We start from the raw sequence: 18,878 nt of genomic DNA, 5'->3' as shown, positions 1-18,878 counted from the left end.
AGGCCCTCGCATCAACTATTCGAACTTGCTGCGCTCCGCGCCGCCCACGGAGGACTTAGTCGGGCTTGGCCGCGGTTTTGGATATTTATTGCCCGAGGTCGCGATGAACCGGTCCAGGCTTCGGCGCGCAAACGTCAGGCGCGCACGAGCCTATCCGCGCATCATCCATCTGCATGATCCGCAGGGCTTGCATAGGTTCGACACGGGCGGCGGTTCGCCGACATCACAATGCAAAGATAATCCGACATCGCACGGCTAGGCTCATGTCATCGAGCTGGAGACCCGGAACGCCATGACTTCCTTGACCAAGCGCGCCCTGCTGACGGGCGCTGTCCTCGGCGCCGGCGCCCTGGCGGCCGGCGTTCCGGCCCAAGCGCAGGACGCCGCCCGCACCGGCGGTCCGTTCGTCGCCAAGCGTCGCGGAGCCTTCAACGGCAAGACGGTCGACTACGTCGCCACGGTCGGCGAGACGGTGCTGACCGACGACAAGGGCGCGATAACGCTTACCCTGGTGACGACCGCGTACGTCGCGACCAAGACCGACGCCAAGCGGCCCGTGCTGTTCGTGTTCAACGGCGGTCCCAGCAGCTCGTCGGCGACCCTGCACATGGCGGCCCTGGGCCCGCGCCGCGTGGTCATCGCCCAGGACATCACCGCGCCCCAGCCGCCGCCGCAGCTGGTCGACAACGAACTCACCGTCCTGGACGTCGCCGACCTGGTGTTCGTCGACCCGGCCGAAACCGGCTTCTCGCGCATCGGCCCGGCGGGTTCGAAGGAGCGCTTCTACAGCGTCGAAGGCGATGCCCTGTCGATCGCCGACCTGGTTGTGGCCTGGAGCAAGGCCAACGGCCGCGAGGCCTCGCCGAAGTACGTGCTGGGCGAAAGCTACGGCACGATCCGCGCGACCGTGATGGCCGGCAAGCTGTCGGGCGTCATGCCGCTGGAAGGCGTCTTCCTGTTCGGCCAGGCGGCCAACATGATCGAGACCAGCCAGCGCGCCCGCAACATCATCTCGTACGCCACCAACCTGTCGCAGATGGCCTCGATCGCGGCCTATCACGGCAAGGTCGACACCGGCGGTCTGTCGCCGGCCGCCTTCATCGACAAGGTCCAGGCCTGGGCGATGAGCGACTATCTGGTGGCCCTGGCCCAAGGCAGCTACCTGCCGGGCGCCGAGCAACGCCGCGTGGCCGACAAGCTTCAGGCCCTGAGCGGCATCAGCGCCGACTACTACCTGACCCACGACCTGACGATCACCAAGGTCGCCTTCGCCCGCGAGCTGCTCAAGGACAAGGGCCTGATGACCGGGACCTATGACGCCCGTTACACCGCTCCCCTGCCCGCCCCCGGCGCCCGCGCCGGCGATCCGGCCCTGGCGGTCACCTCGGCGATCCCGGCGATGGTGGTCGAGCACCTCAAGAGCCTGGGCGTCACCTGGAGCGAGTACCGCGACAGCGCGCCCGGCGCCGGGGCCTGGAACTACAACTCGACCGGCGGTGGCGCGGGTCCCTTCCAGGACTACGACTACCCCGCCCAGCTGCGGAAGGCGTTCGCCGCCAATCCGAAGTTCCGCCTGATGGTCGGCACCGGCCTCTACGACCTGACCACCACGATCGGTCCGGCCCGCTACCTGGTGTCCAGCAACGGCTTCCCGCGCGATCGAGTCTATCAGCGGCAGTATGTCGGCGGGCACATGGCCTATTCGAACCTGCCCAGCCTGACGGCCTTCACCGACGACATCCGCGCCTTCGTCCAGGGCGGCGCGCCCGCCTAGCGGGTGCGGTAGAGCCAGGCCGCGACCGCCAGATCCTGAGCGGCGTGGCCTAGCGACTTGTAGACGGTGATCTGGTCGGCCGACTGGCGTCCTTCGACGCGGCCGGCCAGCACCTCGCCGATCTCGCCGGCGATGTGATCGTCGCCAACCAGACCTTGCGCCTTGGCGCGCAGGAACTCGCCGCCGTGGACCAGCACGTGCTCGCGGTGATCGACGACGAAGCGGCTGGCGCGCACCAGTTCCGCATCGATCTCGGCCGCCATAGGGCCGCTGGAACCGACGACGTTGACGTGGGTCCCAGGGGCGATCCACGCGCCGTTCAGGATGGGATCGACAGCGGTCGACACCGTGCAGACGATGTCGGCGTCCGCGACGGCGCTCTCCACGTCCGGCGCGGCCTCGACCGAGTGCTCGGCGGCGAAGGCGCGCGTGCGTTCCGGATCACGGCCCCAGACGGTCACGGATTTCAGGTCACGAACCTTACCGATCGCTTCGATGTGAGCGGCGGCCTGTCGGCCTGTGCCAAGGATCGCCAGTCGTTGGGCGTCCGGCCGCGCCAGGGCGTCGCTCGCCACGGCGCTGGCGGCGGCGGTGCGGATCGCCGTCACCTCCCCCGCATCGGCCACGCAGACCGGCGCGCCGTCGAAGCCGTCGAACAGCACCACCACGCCCTCATGCGCCTTGCGCCCCTGGCCGTCGGCGAACACCGAGACCAGCTTGGCCCCGAACACCTCGGCGTCCAGCAGGGCCGCCGGCATGATCGCGAAGGTCTTGCCCTCGCCCACGGCGATGAAGCTGCGCAAGAGCTGGCGGACACGGTCGCTGGACAGGGCGATCATGGCCTCGCGGACCACGGGGATCGCCGCGCCGACGGTCAGGCGCTCGTGCACCGCCGCCGCGTCGAAGACGACCAATCCCGTTGCCTTGCCCATGCTTCGTCGCCTCTCTCCCGGCGCGCATTATATCGCCGCCGGTCCGACTGATCTTTGTGTTTTCATGCGCTGGATTGCCCGAGACGCATAGGCCATGCGGCCTTCACCCAGCGAACGATGTGATCCATTCGCCCGCAAAGCGCCTGGCGAACAGGCACCGAGGCTCAGTCATTAGGCGCCTGCCATGCGCCTTCCAGCGGCTAGGACTTGCACATCTGGCGCGACCAGCACATGCATGATGCAAAAACAAAGAAAGCGGAGGATAGCCTATGTCGTTCACGCCCGACGCCATCGACCTGAAGATTCTCGAGGTCATGCAGCGCGACGCGTCCCTGTCGTCATCCGAGCTGGCCGAACGCGTCGGCCTGTCCCAGTCGCCCTGCTGGCGGCGGATCCAGCGCCTGCGCGAGGAAGGCTACATCAAGTCGGTGGTGGCCATCGTCGACCACGAGAAGCTGGGCTTCGCGATGCAGATCTTCGCCCAGGTGAAGATGACCACCCTGAACGACGAGGATCGCGAGAAATTCCACCGCGCCATCCGCAACACCCCGGAGATCCTGGAGTGCTGGACCGTGTTTGGCGAGATGGACTGCATGGTCAAGATCCTGGCCCCCGACGTGAAGTGGTACCAGGACTTCATCTTCCAAGTGCTGCTGAAGCTGCCCGGCGTGGTCGATGTCCGCTCGATCGTCACCCTGACCGAGACCAAGAGCACAACGGCCGTCCCGCTGGTGGTGCGCGGGTTCCGCTGACGCGCATGAGCGATGCGTCCCCGCTGGCGGCGTGAGATAGTCTATTCAACCGCCGCTCAGACGACGGACCATAACGAACGGACTATTCCGCCGGCCTCGGCTAGCGTCGAGCTCTGTTCAAGGAGACGCCCGTGAGCTTCACCCGACGCGCCCTGGTCGCGGCCGCCGCCCTCTCGCCCGGCCTGGCCAAGGCTGCACAGGCCACGGGCCAGGCCCCGACCGCGCCGGCCGAGACCATCGCCCTGCCGGCCAAGAGCGCCTTCGCCAAGATGCCGATGACCTATCTGGACGCCGGCTCGACCCACCCGATGCCGCTGGGCGCCAAGGCCGCGCTGGAAGAGTACCTGCGCTACAAGACCCGCGACGGCTCGCTGCCCGACTACAGCGTCAGCCGCAAGGAACGCACGGTCGTCCAGACCTTCGCTGAACTGGTCGGCGCCACGCCCGACGAGCTGTGCATCATCCAGTCCACCACCATGGGCGAGAACCTGGTGCTGAAGGCGCTGGACTTCCCCCGCGCCGGCGGCCGCATCGTCACCGACGCCCTGCACTTCTTCGGCTCGTTCTACACCTATGGCGAACTGGGCAAGGCCGGGGTCGACGTCGTCACCCTGCGCATGACCAAGGACGGCCGCATCGACATGGCCGAGATGGCCGCGGCCATCAACGACAAGACCAAGCTGGTCTCGATCAGCCTGGTTTCAACGGTCAACGGCTTCGAGCACGACCTGAAGGCCGTCTGCGACTTGGCCCACGCTCACGGCGCCTATGTCTATGCCGACATCGTCCACGCCGCCGGCGTCGTGCCGGTGGACCTACGGGCCAGCGGCGTCGATTTCGCCGCCTGCTCTTCCTACAAGTGGCTGATGGGCGATTTTGGCTTGGGCTTCCTGTATGTCCGCAAGGAGATCCAGGAGAAGATCCCGCGCCCCTGGTGGGGCTACGAGCAGGTCACCGGCTTCCAGCCGCACGTCTATCCGTACGACCCGCCGGGCGCGACCGTGGCCGACATCACGGCGGGCAACACCGCCCACGGCCGCTTCGCCATGGGCACCACCTCGTGGACGGGGATCGTCCACCTCTCCTATTCGCTGCCGTGGATCAAGGCCGTGGGCGTCGAGCGCCTGCAGGCCCATCGCCAACCGCTGGCCGACACGGTCCAGACCGAGCTGCGCCGACGCGGCTACGAGCCGCTGACGCCGTTGGGCAATCGCACCCAGCTGGTCGCCTTCGCGCTGAAGGACGCCCGCGCCAAGCTGAGCGAGCCACTGAAGAAGGCCAATGTGACGATCACCGTCTCGGCCAATCGCTTCCGGGTGTCGCTGGCGGCCTTCAACGACGCCAACGACATCGATCGTCTGCTGAGCGCCCTGCCCGCCTCGCCGACCTGATCGGCGAGGCTTGGCGGCAGGTCTACCGGCCCGCCGCCACGAAGGCCTTCAGGGCGGCGGTGAACTTGGCAAGGTTGTCGTCGCCGTCATAGACGCCGTGCGGGCCGTCGAAATAGATCGCCGTCAGCCGGTCCGACGGGATGCCGACCTGGTCCAGGGTGTAGCGCGCCGCATAGGCCGGCGTCGTCAGGTCATAGACGCCGCCCGCCCAGAACAGCCGCAGGCTCGGATCGGCCGTCATCGCCGCGGCGATGGCCGGATTGACGTCCTTGCGGTCGTCGAAGTTCCAGGCCGCGTTCACCTTGAAGTTCAGGGCGTAGTACGGCTCGTCGGTCTTGAACTTCAGATTGTCCTTGATGTAGCCGCCCAGCACCGCGTTGGGGATCACCCCGATGGCGGCCGGCGACGGCGGCGGTCCGGCGGGGGCGCCCGGGGCGCGCTTGGGCACGACGCCCAGGGCCGGATCGTCGATCGCCCCGTCCTGGCCGGGCTCCAGCGGCGCGGTGACCCGCACATCCAGCAGGCCCGTCCGCAGGGTCTGATCCTTCAGCAGGTTGAACATGAAGTCGTTCTTGGTCAGGCGCAGGTTCTTGGACTCGATCAGGTCCGCCGGCAGGCCGATCAGCTGCGACATGCGCTCTGCCACGCGGCGGCGCTCGGCGGCCGGCAGGCTCGCGCCCTGGATCAGGGCGGTGACGTAGTCGCCGCGCGCGAAGGCCAGGGCCTCGTCGAAGGTCTGCTGGACCGTGCGGCCCTTGCGGTCGACCCGGTTGTGATACCAGGCGCCGGCGGCCATGGTCGGCAGGGCCGCCACATAGGGCATCTCGCGGCCGGCGGTGTCGCCGACCAGGGCGACCAGCGCCACGCCGTCGAACTTCAGGTCGGGCACGACCTTCAGGATCATCGCCGCGCGGGTGGTGCCGTAGCTCTCGCCGGTCATGTAGCGGGGCGAGGCCTCGCGCTTGTTGGCCTTGAGCCACTGCTTGATGGCCGAGCCGACCGCCTGGGCGTCGCCGGCGCGCGAATAGAAGGCCTTGGGATCGGTGTCCGGGAACGGCCGGCTGAAGCCGGTGCCGACCGGGTCGATGAACACCAGGTCGAAGGCGTCCAGCGGGCTGAAGGGATTGTCGCGGATCTGCGGCCCGTCCTTGGGCGCATCGGCGGCGACCTTGCGCATCGGGCCCAGGGCCGCGAAGTGCAGCGGCGAGGATGAGGCGCCGGGGCCGCCATTGTAGACGAACATCACCGGTCGCTTGGCGGCGTCCTTGACGTCGCGGGCATAGGCGATGGTGACGATCTTGGCGCCCGGCTTGCCGTCGGCGCCGTCCACCAGATATTCGGCGACCGTGGCGGTGTAGGCCACCTTCTGGCCATTAAAGACGCCGGTGTGCTTGGAAACCGCGACCTGCAGGGCCGACGCGGTGGCCGGCGGCTTGGCCGCGTCGGCGGCGAAGGCCAGGGCTGGCGAACCCAGCAGGAGCGTGACGGCGAGCGCGCGGGCGGCAGCGGTTTTCATAAGACTTGGATCTCCCTCGACCCGTTCAGACTAGTCGCCGAACGCCACAATATCTTTGCAATCGCGCGGACGCCTCCAAAGCGCCTGACATAAGTTATTCACGGCGCAGTCACGCGGCGCATAGGGGCGACGAATTTGCCGCCGGCGGCCGATCAGGTCGCAAAGAAATTCCGGTCGGTCGGCCTAGGCTGGGAGATCTCTTCATAGCGTAACCTCAGATCGCCACCTTGGACGCCAGCACTCCCTCCGAGACCGACGCCCGTCGCGCCCAGGCCGATCGCCTGTTCTCGGCCACGACCTATGCGGACTGGGTGCGCGAGGGCATGCGCCTGCGCGCGGCCGATCCCAGGATCGCGGCGCTGTTCGAGAGCACCATCCGCGAGCCCCTGCCCGAGCTGGTCGACGTCGTCCGCGACGCCTTCTCGCTGTCGGTGTCGCCGCGGTATGTGAGTGTGTTCGCGGGCGGCAATCGCTTCGCCATCCAGGCCCTGGCCCGGCGCTATGGCGTCGACGAGGACCAGATCCTGACGACGACCGGCGCCACCAGCGCGCTCGATCTGGTGCTGAAAGCCCTGGTCAAGGACGGCGACCATGTCCTGATCGAGAGCCCCGGCTTCGACCTGCTGGCCCAGGTCGCCGACGAGCGCCGCGCGCGGGTCGAGACCTTCCAGCGCTCGGCGCCGGACTTCGCCGTCGACCTGGTCGACCTGGCCGCCAAGATCCGCTCCGACACCCGCGCCATCGTCCTGACCAGCCTGCATAATCCCTCCGGCGCACTGACGCCGGCCGCCGACTTGCAGCGGATCGCCGCCCTGGCCGCGACGGTTGGGGCCCAGGTGATCGTCGACGAGGTCTATGCCGATTTCGCCCGGCCCGCCGTCGAGCGCGCCGCTGCGACCCTGGCGCCGAACCTGGTGACGGTGTCCAGCCTGACAAAGGTCTTTGGCCTGTTCGCCCTGAAGTTCGGCTGGATCTGCGCCGCGCCCGACCTGATCGCCCGTATCCGGGCCCGCTCGCCCGAGGGCGACATCGGCGTGTCCAAGCTGGCCCACACCGTGGCGGCCCACGTGCTGGAGGCGCCCGACGTCTTCGACCTGCACTGGAAACGCGTCCTGGCCGCGACCCGGCCCGTCGCCGAGCGCTGCCTGCAGGCGATGGTCGCCGAAGGCCTGCTGGAGGGTCAGCTGCCCGAGTTCGGCTGCATGGCCTTCCCCAAGGTGGTAGGCGTCGAAGACACCCTGGCCCTGGCCAAGCGACTGTGGATCCGCCACGGCCTGCTGGTGGCGCCGGGTGAGTTCTTCGGGCTGTCGGGTCACATTCGCCTGGGTTTCGGATCGGATCCGGCGACGCTGGACCGTAACCTCGAGCGCCTGCGACTGGCCCTGCATGCCATCCGGCAGGCTTAAGCATATCAATCGTCGCGCCTGGATAGACTATTCATCTAGAAGCCAGGCAGCGGTGCATACGAATTAAAATGCCGCCCCATCACGGCTAAATTTGCGCTCATCAGGGAGCGCGGATGGACGCCGCGACGAACACGATGGCGCTAGCAAAACCCGTGAAGAGCAATCAGGTCGACGCCCTCGAGCGCTCGTCCCAGCCGCATATGCGCGAGCTCTACCAGGCCGCCCTCGCCACCAAGGGCTCGATCGAGCAGATCATGCGTGATCTGAACATCAGCCGCTTCGTGATGTCCCAGCGCCTGTCGATCCTGCGCTCGCTGGGCATCGCCCAGCTGGTGACCCTGCACGACCCGGTCGCGCGCGGCGTGGACCAGCAGTCGACGACCTGGGTGCGCCTGGTCGACGCCACGCCCGCCGACATCGAGGCCTTCGAGAACGACCTGATCGCCGATGCGTGCGTGGCCGGCGCCCAGAGGGTCATCGGCGACTTCGACTACCGGCTGTCGACCTATCACCACGACTGGCGCGAGGCGGCCCAGTGGGCGCGCGACCTGCGTCAGCGGCCCAAGATCGACGCCGTCGAGATGATGAACATCAAGCCGCTGTTCGGCGATGACCTGCCCGGCCTGATACTCCGGGCGCCGCGTCGCCGGGGGCGCTAAGCCTTCTGAGCCTTGGCCCAGTCGGCGACGAACCGGTCCAGCACGTCCAGCGGCATGGCGCCGGCGGCCAGGGTCGCGTCGTGGAAGGCCTTGATGTCGAAGCGGTCGCCCAGCGCCTTGCGGGTGCGTTCGCGCAGGGTTGTCCACTTGGCGTGGCCGATCTTGTAGGCGCAGGCCTGGCCCGGCCAGCTGCAATAACGATCGACCTCGCTGGTCATGCCGCGCTGGCTCATGCCGACATTGTCGACCAGATAGGCGATGGCCTGCTCGCGCGACCAGCCCTTGGCGTGGATGCCGCTGTCGACCACCAGGCGCGCGGCCCGGAACATCATCGAGCGGTAGTAGCCGACCTTGCCGAACGGATCGTCGGCATAGAGGCCCAGCTCGTCGCCCAGCTGCTCGGCATAGAGCGCCCAGCCCTCGCTGTAGGCCGTGAAGCCCATGTCGCGCAGGATCGGGTGGACGTCGCCGGCGGACTCCCGCGCGATCGAGATCTGGTGGTGATGGCCCGGATTGGCCTCGTGGAAGGTGATGGTCGGCAGCTGCCAGTCCGGGCTGGCGCCGACCAGCCGCATGTTGATGTTGTAGTAGCCCGGCCGAGCGCCATCAGCGGATCCGGCCGAGTAATAGGCGCCGGGCGCGCCGGCCTCTTGCGCGGCGGGCGTGGCCCGCACCTGCACGGCTCGCTTTGGGAAGCGGCCGAACATGCGCGGCATCTGGGCGTCCATCGCCGCGATCAGGCCCTTGACCCGCTCCATCAGCCGCGCCCTGCCCTCGTCGGTTTCCGGGTAGAGGAAGCGCGGATCGACATTCAGGGCGCCGATGCGGGCGCCGACCGCGCCTTGGGTCAGGCCCTGGCTCTTCAGCAGTTCGTCGGCGCGGGCGGTGGCCTCTTCCATCTGGGCCAGGCCCAGGCGGTGGACCTCGTCGGCGGTGATCCGGGCCGTGGTGTTGGAGAGGATCGCCCAGTCGTAATAGGCGCCGCCATCCGGCAGGCGGCGAACGCCAGCCTCGTGCACGGCCTTGGGACGGGCGGCTTTCAGCGCCTCAAGCTGGCGATTGAGGGCGGGCTGAACGGTCTGGGCCAGCACCGCCTTGGCGCGGGTGCTCCAGTCGCCGCTCAAACCCTTGTCTGCGGTCTTCTTGGCGAGGCCGGCGGCCAGGGGCGAGGTGTTCGGGTCCTCGGCCGCCAGGGCCGCGAGGCTGGCGATGGTCTTGTCGAACAGGAAGTCGGGCGGCAGCACGCCCAGGCCTGCGTCGTGGCGGAAACGCTCAGTGTCCTGGTCCAGCGCCGTCCCGAAGGCGTTCAAGCGCGACAGCCACGCCTCGGCGTCGTCGGCCGTCTCGATCTGAGCGTTGCTCAAGCCCTCGGGCACGCCGCGATAGACGCCGGCATTCTGCGAGATCACGTACGGGTTGGGATCACCGACCGCGCCATAGGCAAAGCGCTTGGCGCCCTCCAGCGAGACCTCCCGGTCGAACAGCACGGTGTCGTAGGCGTTGCGGGCCGCACCCGAGAGCTTGGCGCGATCGATCGACTTCAGCCGCCGTACGTCATTCGCCAGATCGGCCCGCGCCCGATCTGCGGCGGCCAAAGAGCGGTCCGACAGCTGCGACTTGGCGCCGGCGTACTGCGGCTGGCGATCCAGGCCCAGGCTGACGATCCGCTCGGGCGACCGCGCCAAACCCTCGGCATGCAGCGCATCGAAAATCGTGGTGAGTCGGGCCGCTTCGTCCGTCGCCGCCATCGCCGGCAGGCCCGGAATCAACGCCAGAGCCGCCGCCGAAAACATAAGTCGACGGCGTTGCAGATTCGGTTCCGCGAGATTTCCAGCCGACATCGATGGCGTCCCTAAAACTCAGCACAGCTTGGGCATCGTAGGGGACCACGGGGAAATTTCTATTTGAACTGGAGCCCGGTTCCACGGGTCTCCGCATGGTTCATGCAGCCCCGGCCGCCGACGCGGTTTCGGCGCTGAAACACTGCGCCCCTCTCGACACGAACAGAGAAATGACGGTATCTTCCCCATATTCGGGATAGAATACCAAAATATGAGACTGCCGACCTCAGGGGTGCTGAGCAACGGTGGGTTCGCACAATGGAGAGGAAAACCATGAAGACGTCTCTGCGTACGCAATGGCGGTCGGGCGCCTCGCGCCTTGCGGTCGCAACTGTCCTGCTGTCCTCGGTCGCCGGCGCTGCCGCCGCCCAAACAGCCCCTGCCCCCGCCCAATCTGCTGACGTCGTCGACGAGATCGTCGTCACCGGCATCCGCGCCAGCCTGCGCAGCGCCATGGACGTAAAGCGCAACTCGCTGCAGGTGGTCGACACCATCTCGGCCGAGGACATCGGCGACTTCCCCGACAAGAACCTGTCCGAAGCCCTGCAACGGGTGACCGGCGTGCAGATCAGCCGCCAGGACGGCGAAGGCCGCGGCGTCAGCATCCGCGGCGCCGATCCGGGCCTGAACCGCGTCGAGATCAACGGCTCGTCGGCCCTGTCCCTGACCGTGGGCGGCAGCGACCGCGCCGTCGACTTCCGCGACATCCCCGTCGAGTTCGTCTCGCGCCTGGACGTCGTCAAGTCGCCGACCGCCGACATGGCCGAAGGCGGCATCGGCGGCACCGTGCGGGTGATCACCCGCCGTCCGTTCGACAGCAAGGAGCCCTTCGTCGCTGGCTCGATCCAGGGCGTCTATTCGAACCTGGCCAAAGAATACGATCCGAAATTCGCGCTGATCGGCGCCAAGACCTTCCTGAACGACACCCTGGGCGTGCTGCTGTCGGGCACCTGGGAGAACCGTCACCTCAACAGCAACAACGCCCGCACCACGGGCTGGATTCGCCGTGCGGCCACGGCCACCGGCGCGGGCGCGACGCCCGGGCGCAGCACCGACGTCAACAATGACGGCACGCTGGACTGGGTGCCGGAAATCCCCCGCCTGATCATCGACCGCCGCGTCACCAAGCGGAAGGCGCTGAACGGCGTCCTGGAATGGCGTCCGAACGACAACTTCAAGGCCTATCTGGACGGCACCTACGCCACGGCCACCGAGAAGGTGAACAGCACGCTCCTGCAGCTGGGCGCCTCGGGCGGCCTGATCGACTACAGCAAGACGACGCTGGGCAGCGACAACACGGTCAACCACATCGAGCTGACCAGCAGCGCCGCCTTCCCGATGGACCTGGCCTATCGCAACATCCTGGGCGACCTGACCCGCACCCAGTACACCACGGCCCTGGGCGGTGAGTGGAAGCTGGACAACTGGGTGTTCGACGCCCGCCTCGACTACTCCAACGCCGAGGTCCAGAACAACGAGATCAACTCGACCGCCACCGTCTTCGGCGTGCCGCGCGCGATCATCGACTACACCGGCAGCCAGCGCGCCCCGAACTTCTCGTTCCCGGGCCTGGACGTCACCACGGGCCAGGGCGTCAACCGCCTGGACGCGGTGTTCAACCCACGTAACAACACCTCCGAAGAGACCGCCGAACAGTTCAACGTCACCTACAAGCCGACGGACTCGTGGCTGACCCAGATCAAGGGCGGCGTGCAGGCTCGTCAGTTCAAGACCGACCAGATCCTGTACCAGCGCACCACGCGCCTGAACTGCCGCGCCGACACCAGCAGCGCCGCGGCCGTCGCGGTGGCGACCTCGTGCGCGACCATCGAGGGCATCGTCAACACCAACTCGGTGACCAACAGCATCCCGTTCTTCAAGACCGGCGACCTGGGTTACGACGGCGGCGTCCGCTACTGGAACGACAACACCCTGGCCACCTACAACGCCACCCTCGCGGCGGCGGGCCTGCAGAACGACGTCTATGGCGTCAACCCGAACCCGAACACCGCCGAGAAGGCCGGTGGCTCGGGCAGCTTCCAGGCCTTCCTCGACACCTGGTCGGTCGAGGAAAAGACCAAGAGCGCCTATGTCCAGGCCGCCTTCGACTTCAGCAGCCTGCCGGTGCCGATCAGCGGCACCCTGGGCGTGCGCGTGGTCGACACCAAGACGGTCTCGACCGGCTACAACCGCACCACCGGCCCCGGCGGCGGCGCTCCGGTCAACTTCGTCAAGGGCTCGCAGGAGGGCGGCTACACCAAGACCCTGCCGTCGCTGAACCTGCGCTTCGAGTTCATCCCCAACACGCTGATCGGTCGCGCCGCCGCCAGCAAGGTGATGGCCCGCGCCGCGCCCAGCCAGCTGGCCCTGCGCCGCAGCATCGACGTCGTCGGCCTGACGGGCTCGCGCGGCAACCCGGACCTGCAGCCGTTCGAAGCCACCGCCTATGACGCGGGCCTGGAGTGGTACTTCACCCGCGACAGCTTCATCTCGGCGACCTATTTCCGGAAGGAGATCTCGTCGTTCATCATCAACCAGGCCGCGCCGGAAACCATCGACGGCACGACCTACAACATCACCCGTCCGGTCAACGGCACGGACCAGGTCAACATCAACGGCCTGGAAATCGGCGGCCAATATTCGTTCGACTTCCTGCCCGCGCCCTTCAAGGGCTTCGGGGTCCTGGCCAACTACACCTACCAGAAGGACGAGGGCTTCAAGGGCACCAACCTGCTGACCGGCGAGATCCTGCCGTTCCCGGGCCTGTCGCGGAAGAGCTACAACGTCTCGCTCTACTACGAGAACGAGAAGTTCAGCGCCCGCGCCTCGTACAACTGGCGTGACGCCTGGCTGATCACGGCCGTCGGCCGCGGCAGCCTGCCGGAGTTCAACGAGGCCTATGGCTCGCTGGACGCCTCGGCCAGCTACAACCTCAATGAGCACATCACTTTCTTCGTCGAAGGCGTGAACCTGACCGACGAGGTCCGGATCGAGAACAACAACGCCGTCCGCCGGATCGGCAACGAGACCTTCGGTTCGCGCTTCTTCTTCGGGGTGCGCGCCAAGTTCTAGTGGGTAAGGACGCTCGCCCTCCCCAGCCCGGGAAGGCGAGCGTCCGTCCGCGCAAGATCATCAAGATGACCCTGTCACCGTCGATCCCCCTCTCTCCGTCGCTTCCCTTGGGCGAACGGACGGATGTCAGCCGCTCGCTGATGCGGGCGCTGGATATCCTGGACGCCGTCAGCACGGGTCCGATCAGCCTGGTCGACATCACCACGCGCCTGGGCCTGACCCGCAGCACGGCGTACCGCCTAGCCTCGGCCCTGGTCGATCGTGGGCTGCTGCGACACGACCCGCGCAAGGGCTATCAGCTTGGCCCCCGCATCCTGACCCTGGGCGCCATGGCGCACGAGAGCGCGGATCTGATCGCCATTGCTCAGCCGACGCTGGACGCACTGAGTCTCGAGACCGGTGACGCGACGAACCTGGCCATCCGCGACGGCGACCACATCGTCTATGTCGGCCGAGCGCCCAGCCGCCGCCTGCTGGCCGTTCGTCACCAGCTGGGCGATCGCAACCGTGTCGACGCCACGGCTCTGGGGCGAGCCTTGCTGATGGACGCGTCGTCGGCCATTTGGCGCGCCAGTTTCCCGGCCGAGAGCCAGGACGCCCTGATCGCCGAAGGTTTCGCCCGCCACATCGGCGAGGACGGCGAGCGCATCTGCTGCGTGGCCGCGCCCGTTCGCGACGCCAGCGGCGAGGTGATCGCCGCGCTCAGCCTCTCCAGCGCCCAGCAATACATGTCCGCCGACCAGATGGACGCCGCCGGACGCCAGGTCGCCGACGCCGCGACGGTCGTCAGCCGCCGCCTGGGCTGGACGCCTTAAGCCTCGTCGTCACCGACGAAACGATAGCCGATGCCGGGCTCGGTCTGCAGCATCCTGGGCGTGGCCGGATCGGCCTCCAGCTTCTGCCGAAGTTGGCCGATGAAGACCCGCAGGTACTGGGTGTCCTGGACGTGCGCCGGACCCCAGACCGCCGTCAGCAGCTCCTTGTGCGTCAGCACCTTGCCGTGGCCCAGGGCCAGGCGGGTCAGGACATCGTATTCACGCGGCGACAGCTTCACCGCCTCGCCGGCGCGGGTGACGCGGCGCTTCTCCAGGTCGATCTCGATCTCGCCAGCGCGGATGGGACCGCTGGGCGCCTGGGCGCGTCCGGTCTGGCGCAGGGCGGCGCGAAGGCGGGCCAGCAACTCGCCGACGCCGAAAGGCTTTTCGACATAGTCGTTGGCCCCGCGATCCAGCGCCTGGATCTTCTCGATCTCGCGATCGCGGGCCGACAGGATCAGGATGGGGCCGTCATAGAAGGCGCGCGCCTTCTCCAGCACGTCCTTGCCGTCCATGTCGGGCAAACCCAGGTCCAGCACCACGGCGTCGGGCGACCACAGGGCGATGCCGCGCAGGCCCTCCTGGCCGCTGTCGGCGCGCAACGGCTCGTAGCCGGCGGCGTCCAGGGCCGGGCCCAGGAAACGATGGATCTGCGGCTCGTCGTCGATGACGAGGATGCGGTGGCGTCCGGCGCTCATGGAGACGCTCATAGCAGATCACGCGGCGTGGCGATCGCCTTGGGCAGGCTGATCAGCATGCGCGTGCCGCGCCCATCGTGGATCGGGCTGGCCGCGGCGATGCGGCCGCCCATGGCGTCGATGAAACCCTTGGCGATGGCCAGGCCCAAACCGGCGCCCTGGTGGCGATCGCTGGGTTCTTCCATGCGGCGGAACTTGTCGAAGATCCGCTCCAGCTCGGCCGGCGGAACGCCCCTGCCCTCGTCCTCGACGCTGATCACGACATTGCCGCGATCCTCATAGACCGCCAGCTCGATCCGGCTGCCGTCGCCGCTGTAGGTGATGGCGTTTTCCAGAATGTTGACAACGACTTGCTCGAGAAGGCTGACGTCAGCCTGGACCAGGGTCAGGGTCGTTGGGTAGTCGCGGGTCAGCGTCCGTTCGCCCAGGCGTCGGGTGACCCGCTCGGCGGCGGCGTTCAGCACGTCGCGGACGTCGGTCCAGTCGCTGCGCAGCTTCAAGCCGCCGCCTTCCAGCCGGGTCATGTCCAGCAGGTTGGCGACGTAGCGGCTGAGGCGTTCAGCCTCCTCGCGGATGCTGAGCAGCAGATCCTCGCGCACAGCCTTCTGCATCTTGTCGCCGTAGTCCAGCAGCGTCGTCGAGGCGCCCAGCACCGTCGACAGCGGCGTGCGCAGGTCATGGCTGACCGAGTTCATCAGGGCCGAGCGGAAGCGGTCAGCGCGGCGCAAGGTCTCGGTCTCCAGCGCCTCGGTGGCCAGCTGCGAACGCTCCAGGGCCACGGCGCCCTGCTCCAGCAGCGCCAGGACCAGCCGCTCGTGGTCCGAGCCGGGCGGCGCGGCGCCGGCCTCGACCCCGGCCACGCCGGTGCGGGCGCGCACGCCCTCCAGCGGCCAGAAGGTCCAGCGTGCCTGCGGCAAGGTGCCAGTGCCGAAGCCGGCCGCCTCGCCCTTCTCCCACGCCCAACGCGCGGCGGCCATCTGGGCGGCGTCCAGCGGCTCCAGGCTGGGCGAGCCGGCGACCGGGGCGATCTCGTCGCCCTGGGGCAGCAGGACCAGCGAGCGCCCGCCGGCGGCCGCCGCGACCTGCTCGGCGAGTGCGCGGGCGACCGCGTCGCGGCCGGTGGCGGCCGACAACGTCCGGCTGGCGGCCAGCAAGGTGGCGACAGCGGCGGCGCGGCGCTGCGAGCCCAGGGCCTGGTCGCGAACCCGGCCGGCCAGGCCGCCGGACGCCAAGGCCACGGCCCAGAACACCACCAGTGTGATGAAGTCCGTCGGCGCGCCGATCGCCAGACTGTAGCGCGGCGCCAGGAACAGGTAGTTGTAGACGAAGAACGCCACGGTCGCCGCCGCCAGGGCCGGCCTCAGGCCATGCAGCACCCCGGCGGCCAGCACGGCGGCCAAGAAGATCATCCCCAGATCGACGCGGTCGAAGGCGACGTCCAGGCCCCAGGCGGTCAGGGTCGCGGCCGCTACGAACAGCGCCCCGACGGCGTAGCCTTGCCAGCGCCCCAGGCTGAGCGGTCGCGCCGGCTTGGGCTCGCGTTCGTGAGCGGCCTCGGTGACGACGTGCACCGCCACGCCCCGCGCCTCGCGCAGCAGGGCTGCGGCCAGGGAGCGACCGAGGATCTCGCGCCAGCGGCTCTCCACCGACTTGCCGATGACGATCTGGGTGACGTTGCTGCGGCGAGCATAGGCCATCACGGTCGCGACGATGTCGCCGCCGGTCAGGGCCACGGTCGTCCCGCCCAACTGCTCGGCCAGGCGATAGGCCTCGCGCAGGCGCGCCGCGCTTCCCTCGCCCGCCGCCGGACGATCGGTGCGCTCGACGTGGGCGACGATCCACGGCGCGTCCATCATCATGTCCGACAGCCGCCGGCCCGCGCGGACCAGGGCCCCGGCCATGGCGTCGCCGCTGACCAGGACCAGGATCCGCTCACCCGCCGCCCAAGGCCCTTCGACGCCCTTCTCGCGCATGGCGGCGACCAGCTGGTCGTCGACGGTCTGGGCCGCGCGGCGCAGGGCCAGCTCACGCAGGGCCGTCAGGTTCTCGACCTTGAAGAAGTTCTCCGAGGCCAGCCGCGCGGTCTCGGGAACATAGACCTTGCCGGCCGCCATCCGTTCGCGCAGCTCTTCGGGCGTGATGTCGACCAGCTCGATGGCGTCGGCGCGGGAGAGCGCACTGTCGGGCACGGTCTCGCGCTGGCGGACGCCGGTGATGCGCTGGACGACGTCGACCAGGCTCTCCAGATGCTGGACATTCAGGGTGGTCCAGACGTCGACGCCGGCGGCCAGCAACTCCTCGACGTCTTGCCACCGCTTGGGATGGCGCGAACCGATGGCGTTGGAGTGGGCGTATTCGTCGACCAGCAGGATCTTGGGCTTGCGCTCAAGCGCCGTGTCGATGTCGAACTCCATCTGGACGCGGCCGCGATGCTCGATCGGCTTGCGGGGCAGGACTTCCATGCCGCGCAGCAGGCTCTCGGTCTCGCGGCGGCCGTGGGTCTCGACCACGCCGATCAGGACGTCGACGCCCTCGGCCTTTCGGCGGCGGGCGGCGCGCAGCATCTCGTAGGTCTTGCCCACCCCCGGGGCCATGCCCAGAAACACCTTGAGGCGCCCCCGGCGCGCCTTGTTGGCGGCGGCCAGGAGCGCCTCTGGGTCGGGACGGTTCGGTTCGTCGGCCGGCAACTATCCGCCTTTCGGGAAACGAGCGTCCAGCGCTCGGTTCAGCGCCAGCACATTGACGCGCGGCTGGCCGATGAAGCCGAGCAGCGGCTGGTCGATATGCTGGTCGATCGTGGCCAACACGGCCTTCTCGGCCACGCCGCGCGCCTTGGCGATACGCGGCGCCTGGAAGCGGGCGTTGGCCGGCGAGATGTCCGGATCCAGGCCCGAGCCCGAGGTCGTCACGGCGTCGGCCGGGATGGCCACGCCGGGGTTCTCGGCGCGCAGGCTGGCGGCGTCGGTCTTCTCGCGCTCGATCAGCTTCTCGTTCAGCGGACCCATGTTCGAGCCGCTGGAGGCGCTGGCGTCATAGCCGTTACCGGCGGCCGACGGACGGCCGTGGAAGTATTCCGGCTTGGCGAAGACCTGGCCGATCAGGGCCGAGCCGACGACCTTGCCGGCGTCGTCGCGGACCAGGCTGCCGCCGGCCTGGGCCGGGAACGCCGCCTGGGCGACGCCGGTGACGGCCAGCGGATAGGCCACGCCCAGCAGCGCGGTGAACAGGCCCATCGAGACCAGAGCGGGACGAAGATGTGAAAGCATGGCTCTGAACTCCCTTCTAGAACACGGCCTTCAGCGACGCCACGGCGCGCGCGCCATAGACCTTGCCGAAGCCGTGTTCGTCGGTGTCGTGGTAGCGCAGGTCGAGCGACAGCTTGTCGGTCAGGGCGTAGGCCGCGCCGACGTTCCAGGTCGTGTAGTCGCCCGAGCCTTCATAGGTTTGGCGGCCGACGGCGCCCGAGACCGACCATTTGGCGGCGATCGGATAACTGCCGTTTAGCTCGTAATAGACGGCCTCATCGGCGGCGCCGAAGCTGTCGGGGCTGTAGAACACCGCCGCGCCCAGGGCGCCCTTGCCGGCGGGAACCGAGCCCGCGGCCTTGAACTCGACATTGCCGTAGTCGGCGCCCTTCGGCGCGCCCAGATAGCCGTAATAGATCACGCCGAGGTCCAGCGAGACGGCGCCGACGGTCGGCTTGTAGCCGGCATAGAGATCGACCTCGGCGTCGGTCTTGTCGCCGAAGTCGACGTTCGAGGCCCAGGTCCCGGCGTAGAACTTGCCGGCGGTCAGGTCGACGCCGCCGAACAGCTGCGGGTCCTCCTGGGTTTGCGAGACGCCGCGGAACACATAGTCTGAGGCGACGCCGAGGTTGTAGCTCAGCTTGGGCCCGTCCTGGGCCTGAGCAACACCAGCCGACAGGGCCAAAATCGAGACGGCGGCGAAAATGCGGGAAATCATTGGAGGTCTTTCAGAGGAAGAGTTCGGCGGAATAGGCCGCCAGGAAGACGAGCCCGATC

Annotated in this window: 14 protein-coding genes; 7 read left to right on the top strand and 7 right to left on the bottom strand. The window is 68.3% G+C overall.

Features of this window, described 5'->3' with window-relative positions; all coding sequences use genetic code 11:
• Window positions 1–292: 292 nt before the first annotated feature.
• Window positions 293–1,774, top strand: coding sequence for a S10 family peptidase (locus AC1RRR_RS03750; RefSeq protein ID WP_492810670.1), 1,482 nt, complete (start codon window positions 293–295; stop codon window positions 1,772–1,774).
• Here the strand turns inward: AC1RRR_RS03750 and AC1RRR_RS03745 are convergent.
• A complete protein-coding gene (locus AC1RRR_RS03745) occupies window positions 1,771–2,706 on the bottom strand; it encodes an ornithine cyclodeaminase family protein (protein ID WP_492810668.1) in 936 nt (311 codons plus the stop codon). The genes AC1RRR_RS03750 and AC1RRR_RS03745 overlap by 4 nt on opposite strands.
• A gap of 269 nt (window positions 2,707–2,975) precedes the next feature.
• On the opposite strand from AC1RRR_RS03745, the gene AC1RRR_RS03740 reads away from it, so the two are divergent.
• Together AC1RRR_RS03740 and AC1RRR_RS03735 are read left to right on the top strand one after the other, a co-directional pair.
• A complete protein-coding gene (locus AC1RRR_RS03740; protein ID WP_454716097.1) occupies window positions 2,976–3,458 on the top strand; it encodes an Lrp/AsnC family transcriptional regulator in 483 nt (160 codons plus the stop codon).
• A 131-nt stretch (window positions 3,459–3,589) separates the two neighbouring features.
• A complete protein-coding gene (locus AC1RRR_RS03735) occupies window positions 3,590–4,849 on the top strand; it encodes an aminotransferase class V-fold PLP-dependent enzyme (protein WP_492810666.1) in 1,260 nt (419 codons plus the stop codon).
• A gap of 22 nt (window positions 4,850–4,871) precedes the next feature.
• Here the strand turns inward: AC1RRR_RS03735 and AC1RRR_RS03730 are convergent, their stop codons facing one another.
• Window positions 4,872–6,365 carry a S10 family peptidase gene (locus tag AC1RRR_RS03730; RefSeq protein WP_492810664.1) on the bottom strand — a complete coding sequence of 498 codons (1,494 nt, stop codon included), beginning with the start codon at window positions 6,363–6,365 and terminating at the stop codon, window positions 4,872–4,874.
• A 227-nt stretch (window positions 6,366–6,592) separates the two neighbouring features.
• Here AC1RRR_RS03730 and AC1RRR_RS03725 point away from each other — a divergent pair, with 227 nt between their 5' ends.
• On the top strand, window positions 6,593–7,771 hold the full coding sequence (locus AC1RRR_RS03725; protein WP_492810662.1) for a pyridoxal phosphate-dependent aminotransferase: 1,179 nt from the start codon (window positions 6,593–6,595) through the stop codon (window positions 7,769–7,771).
• Between the two features lie 113 nt (window positions 7,772–7,884).
• On the top strand, window positions 7,885–8,430 hold the full coding sequence (locus AC1RRR_RS03720; protein ID WP_492810660.1) for a hypothetical protein: 546 nt from the start codon (window positions 7,885–7,887) through the stop codon (window positions 8,428–8,430).
• Here the strand turns inward: AC1RRR_RS03720 and AC1RRR_RS03715 are convergent.
• Entirely contained in the window at window positions 8,427–10,178 is a 1,752-nt protein-coding gene (locus tag AC1RRR_RS03715; RefSeq protein WP_492810658.1) for a DUF885 domain-containing protein, read from the bottom strand. The genes AC1RRR_RS03720 and AC1RRR_RS03715 overlap by 4 nt on opposite strands.
• Window positions 10,179–10,544: 366 nt before the next feature.
• Here AC1RRR_RS03715 and AC1RRR_RS03710 point away from each other — a divergent pair, with 366 nt between their 5' ends.
• The gene (locus tag AC1RRR_RS03710) at window positions 10,545–13,343 is read left to right on the top strand and encodes a TonB-dependent receptor (protein ID WP_492810657.1); all 2,799 of its coding nucleotides are present in this window, start codon (window positions 10,545–10,547) and stop codon (window positions 13,341–13,343) included.
• A gap of 140 nt (window positions 13,344–13,483) precedes the next feature.
• The gene (locus AC1RRR_RS03705) at window positions 13,484–14,158 is read left to right on the top strand and encodes an IclR family transcriptional regulator (protein WP_492810656.1); all 675 of its coding nucleotides are present in this window, start codon (window positions 13,484–13,486) and stop codon (window positions 14,156–14,158) included.
• Here the strand turns inward: AC1RRR_RS03705 and AC1RRR_RS03700 are convergent.
• The 4 genes from AC1RRR_RS03700 to AC1RRR_RS03685 are packed head-to-tail and all read right to left on the bottom strand — an operon-like array spanning window position 14,155 to window position 18,819.
• Complete coding sequence (locus AC1RRR_RS03700) at window positions 14,155–14,856, bottom strand: winged helix-turn-helix domain-containing protein (protein ID WP_492810654.1); 702 nt, start codon at window positions 14,854–14,856, stop codon at window positions 14,155–14,157. The genes AC1RRR_RS03705 and AC1RRR_RS03700 overlap by 4 nt on opposite strands.
• Window positions 14,857–14,864: 8 nt before the next feature.
• Window positions 14,865–17,543: an ATP-binding protein gene (locus tag AC1RRR_RS03695; protein WP_492810652.1), complete on the bottom strand. Its 2,679-nt coding sequence runs from the start codon at window positions 17,541–17,543 to the stop codon at window positions 14,865–14,867.
• Window positions 17,544–18,122 carry a potassium-transporting ATPase subunit KdpC gene (gene kdpC, locus AC1RRR_RS03690; protein WP_492810650.1) on the bottom strand — a complete coding sequence of 193 codons (579 nt, stop codon included), beginning with the start codon at window positions 18,120–18,122 and terminating at the stop codon, window positions 17,544–17,546.
• A 16-nt stretch (window positions 18,123–18,138) separates the two neighbouring features.
• Entirely contained in the window at window positions 18,139–18,819 is a 681-nt protein-coding gene (locus tag AC1RRR_RS03685) for a TorF family putative porin (protein WP_492810648.1), read from the bottom strand.
• Window positions 18,820–18,878 lie beyond the last annotated feature (59 nt).

Source organism: Caulobacter sp. GW821-FHT12D05, from assembly GCF_058807295.1.
The sequence above is the reverse complement of the archived record's forward strand: the minus strand, read 5'-3'. Positions and strand labels throughout refer to the sequence as shown.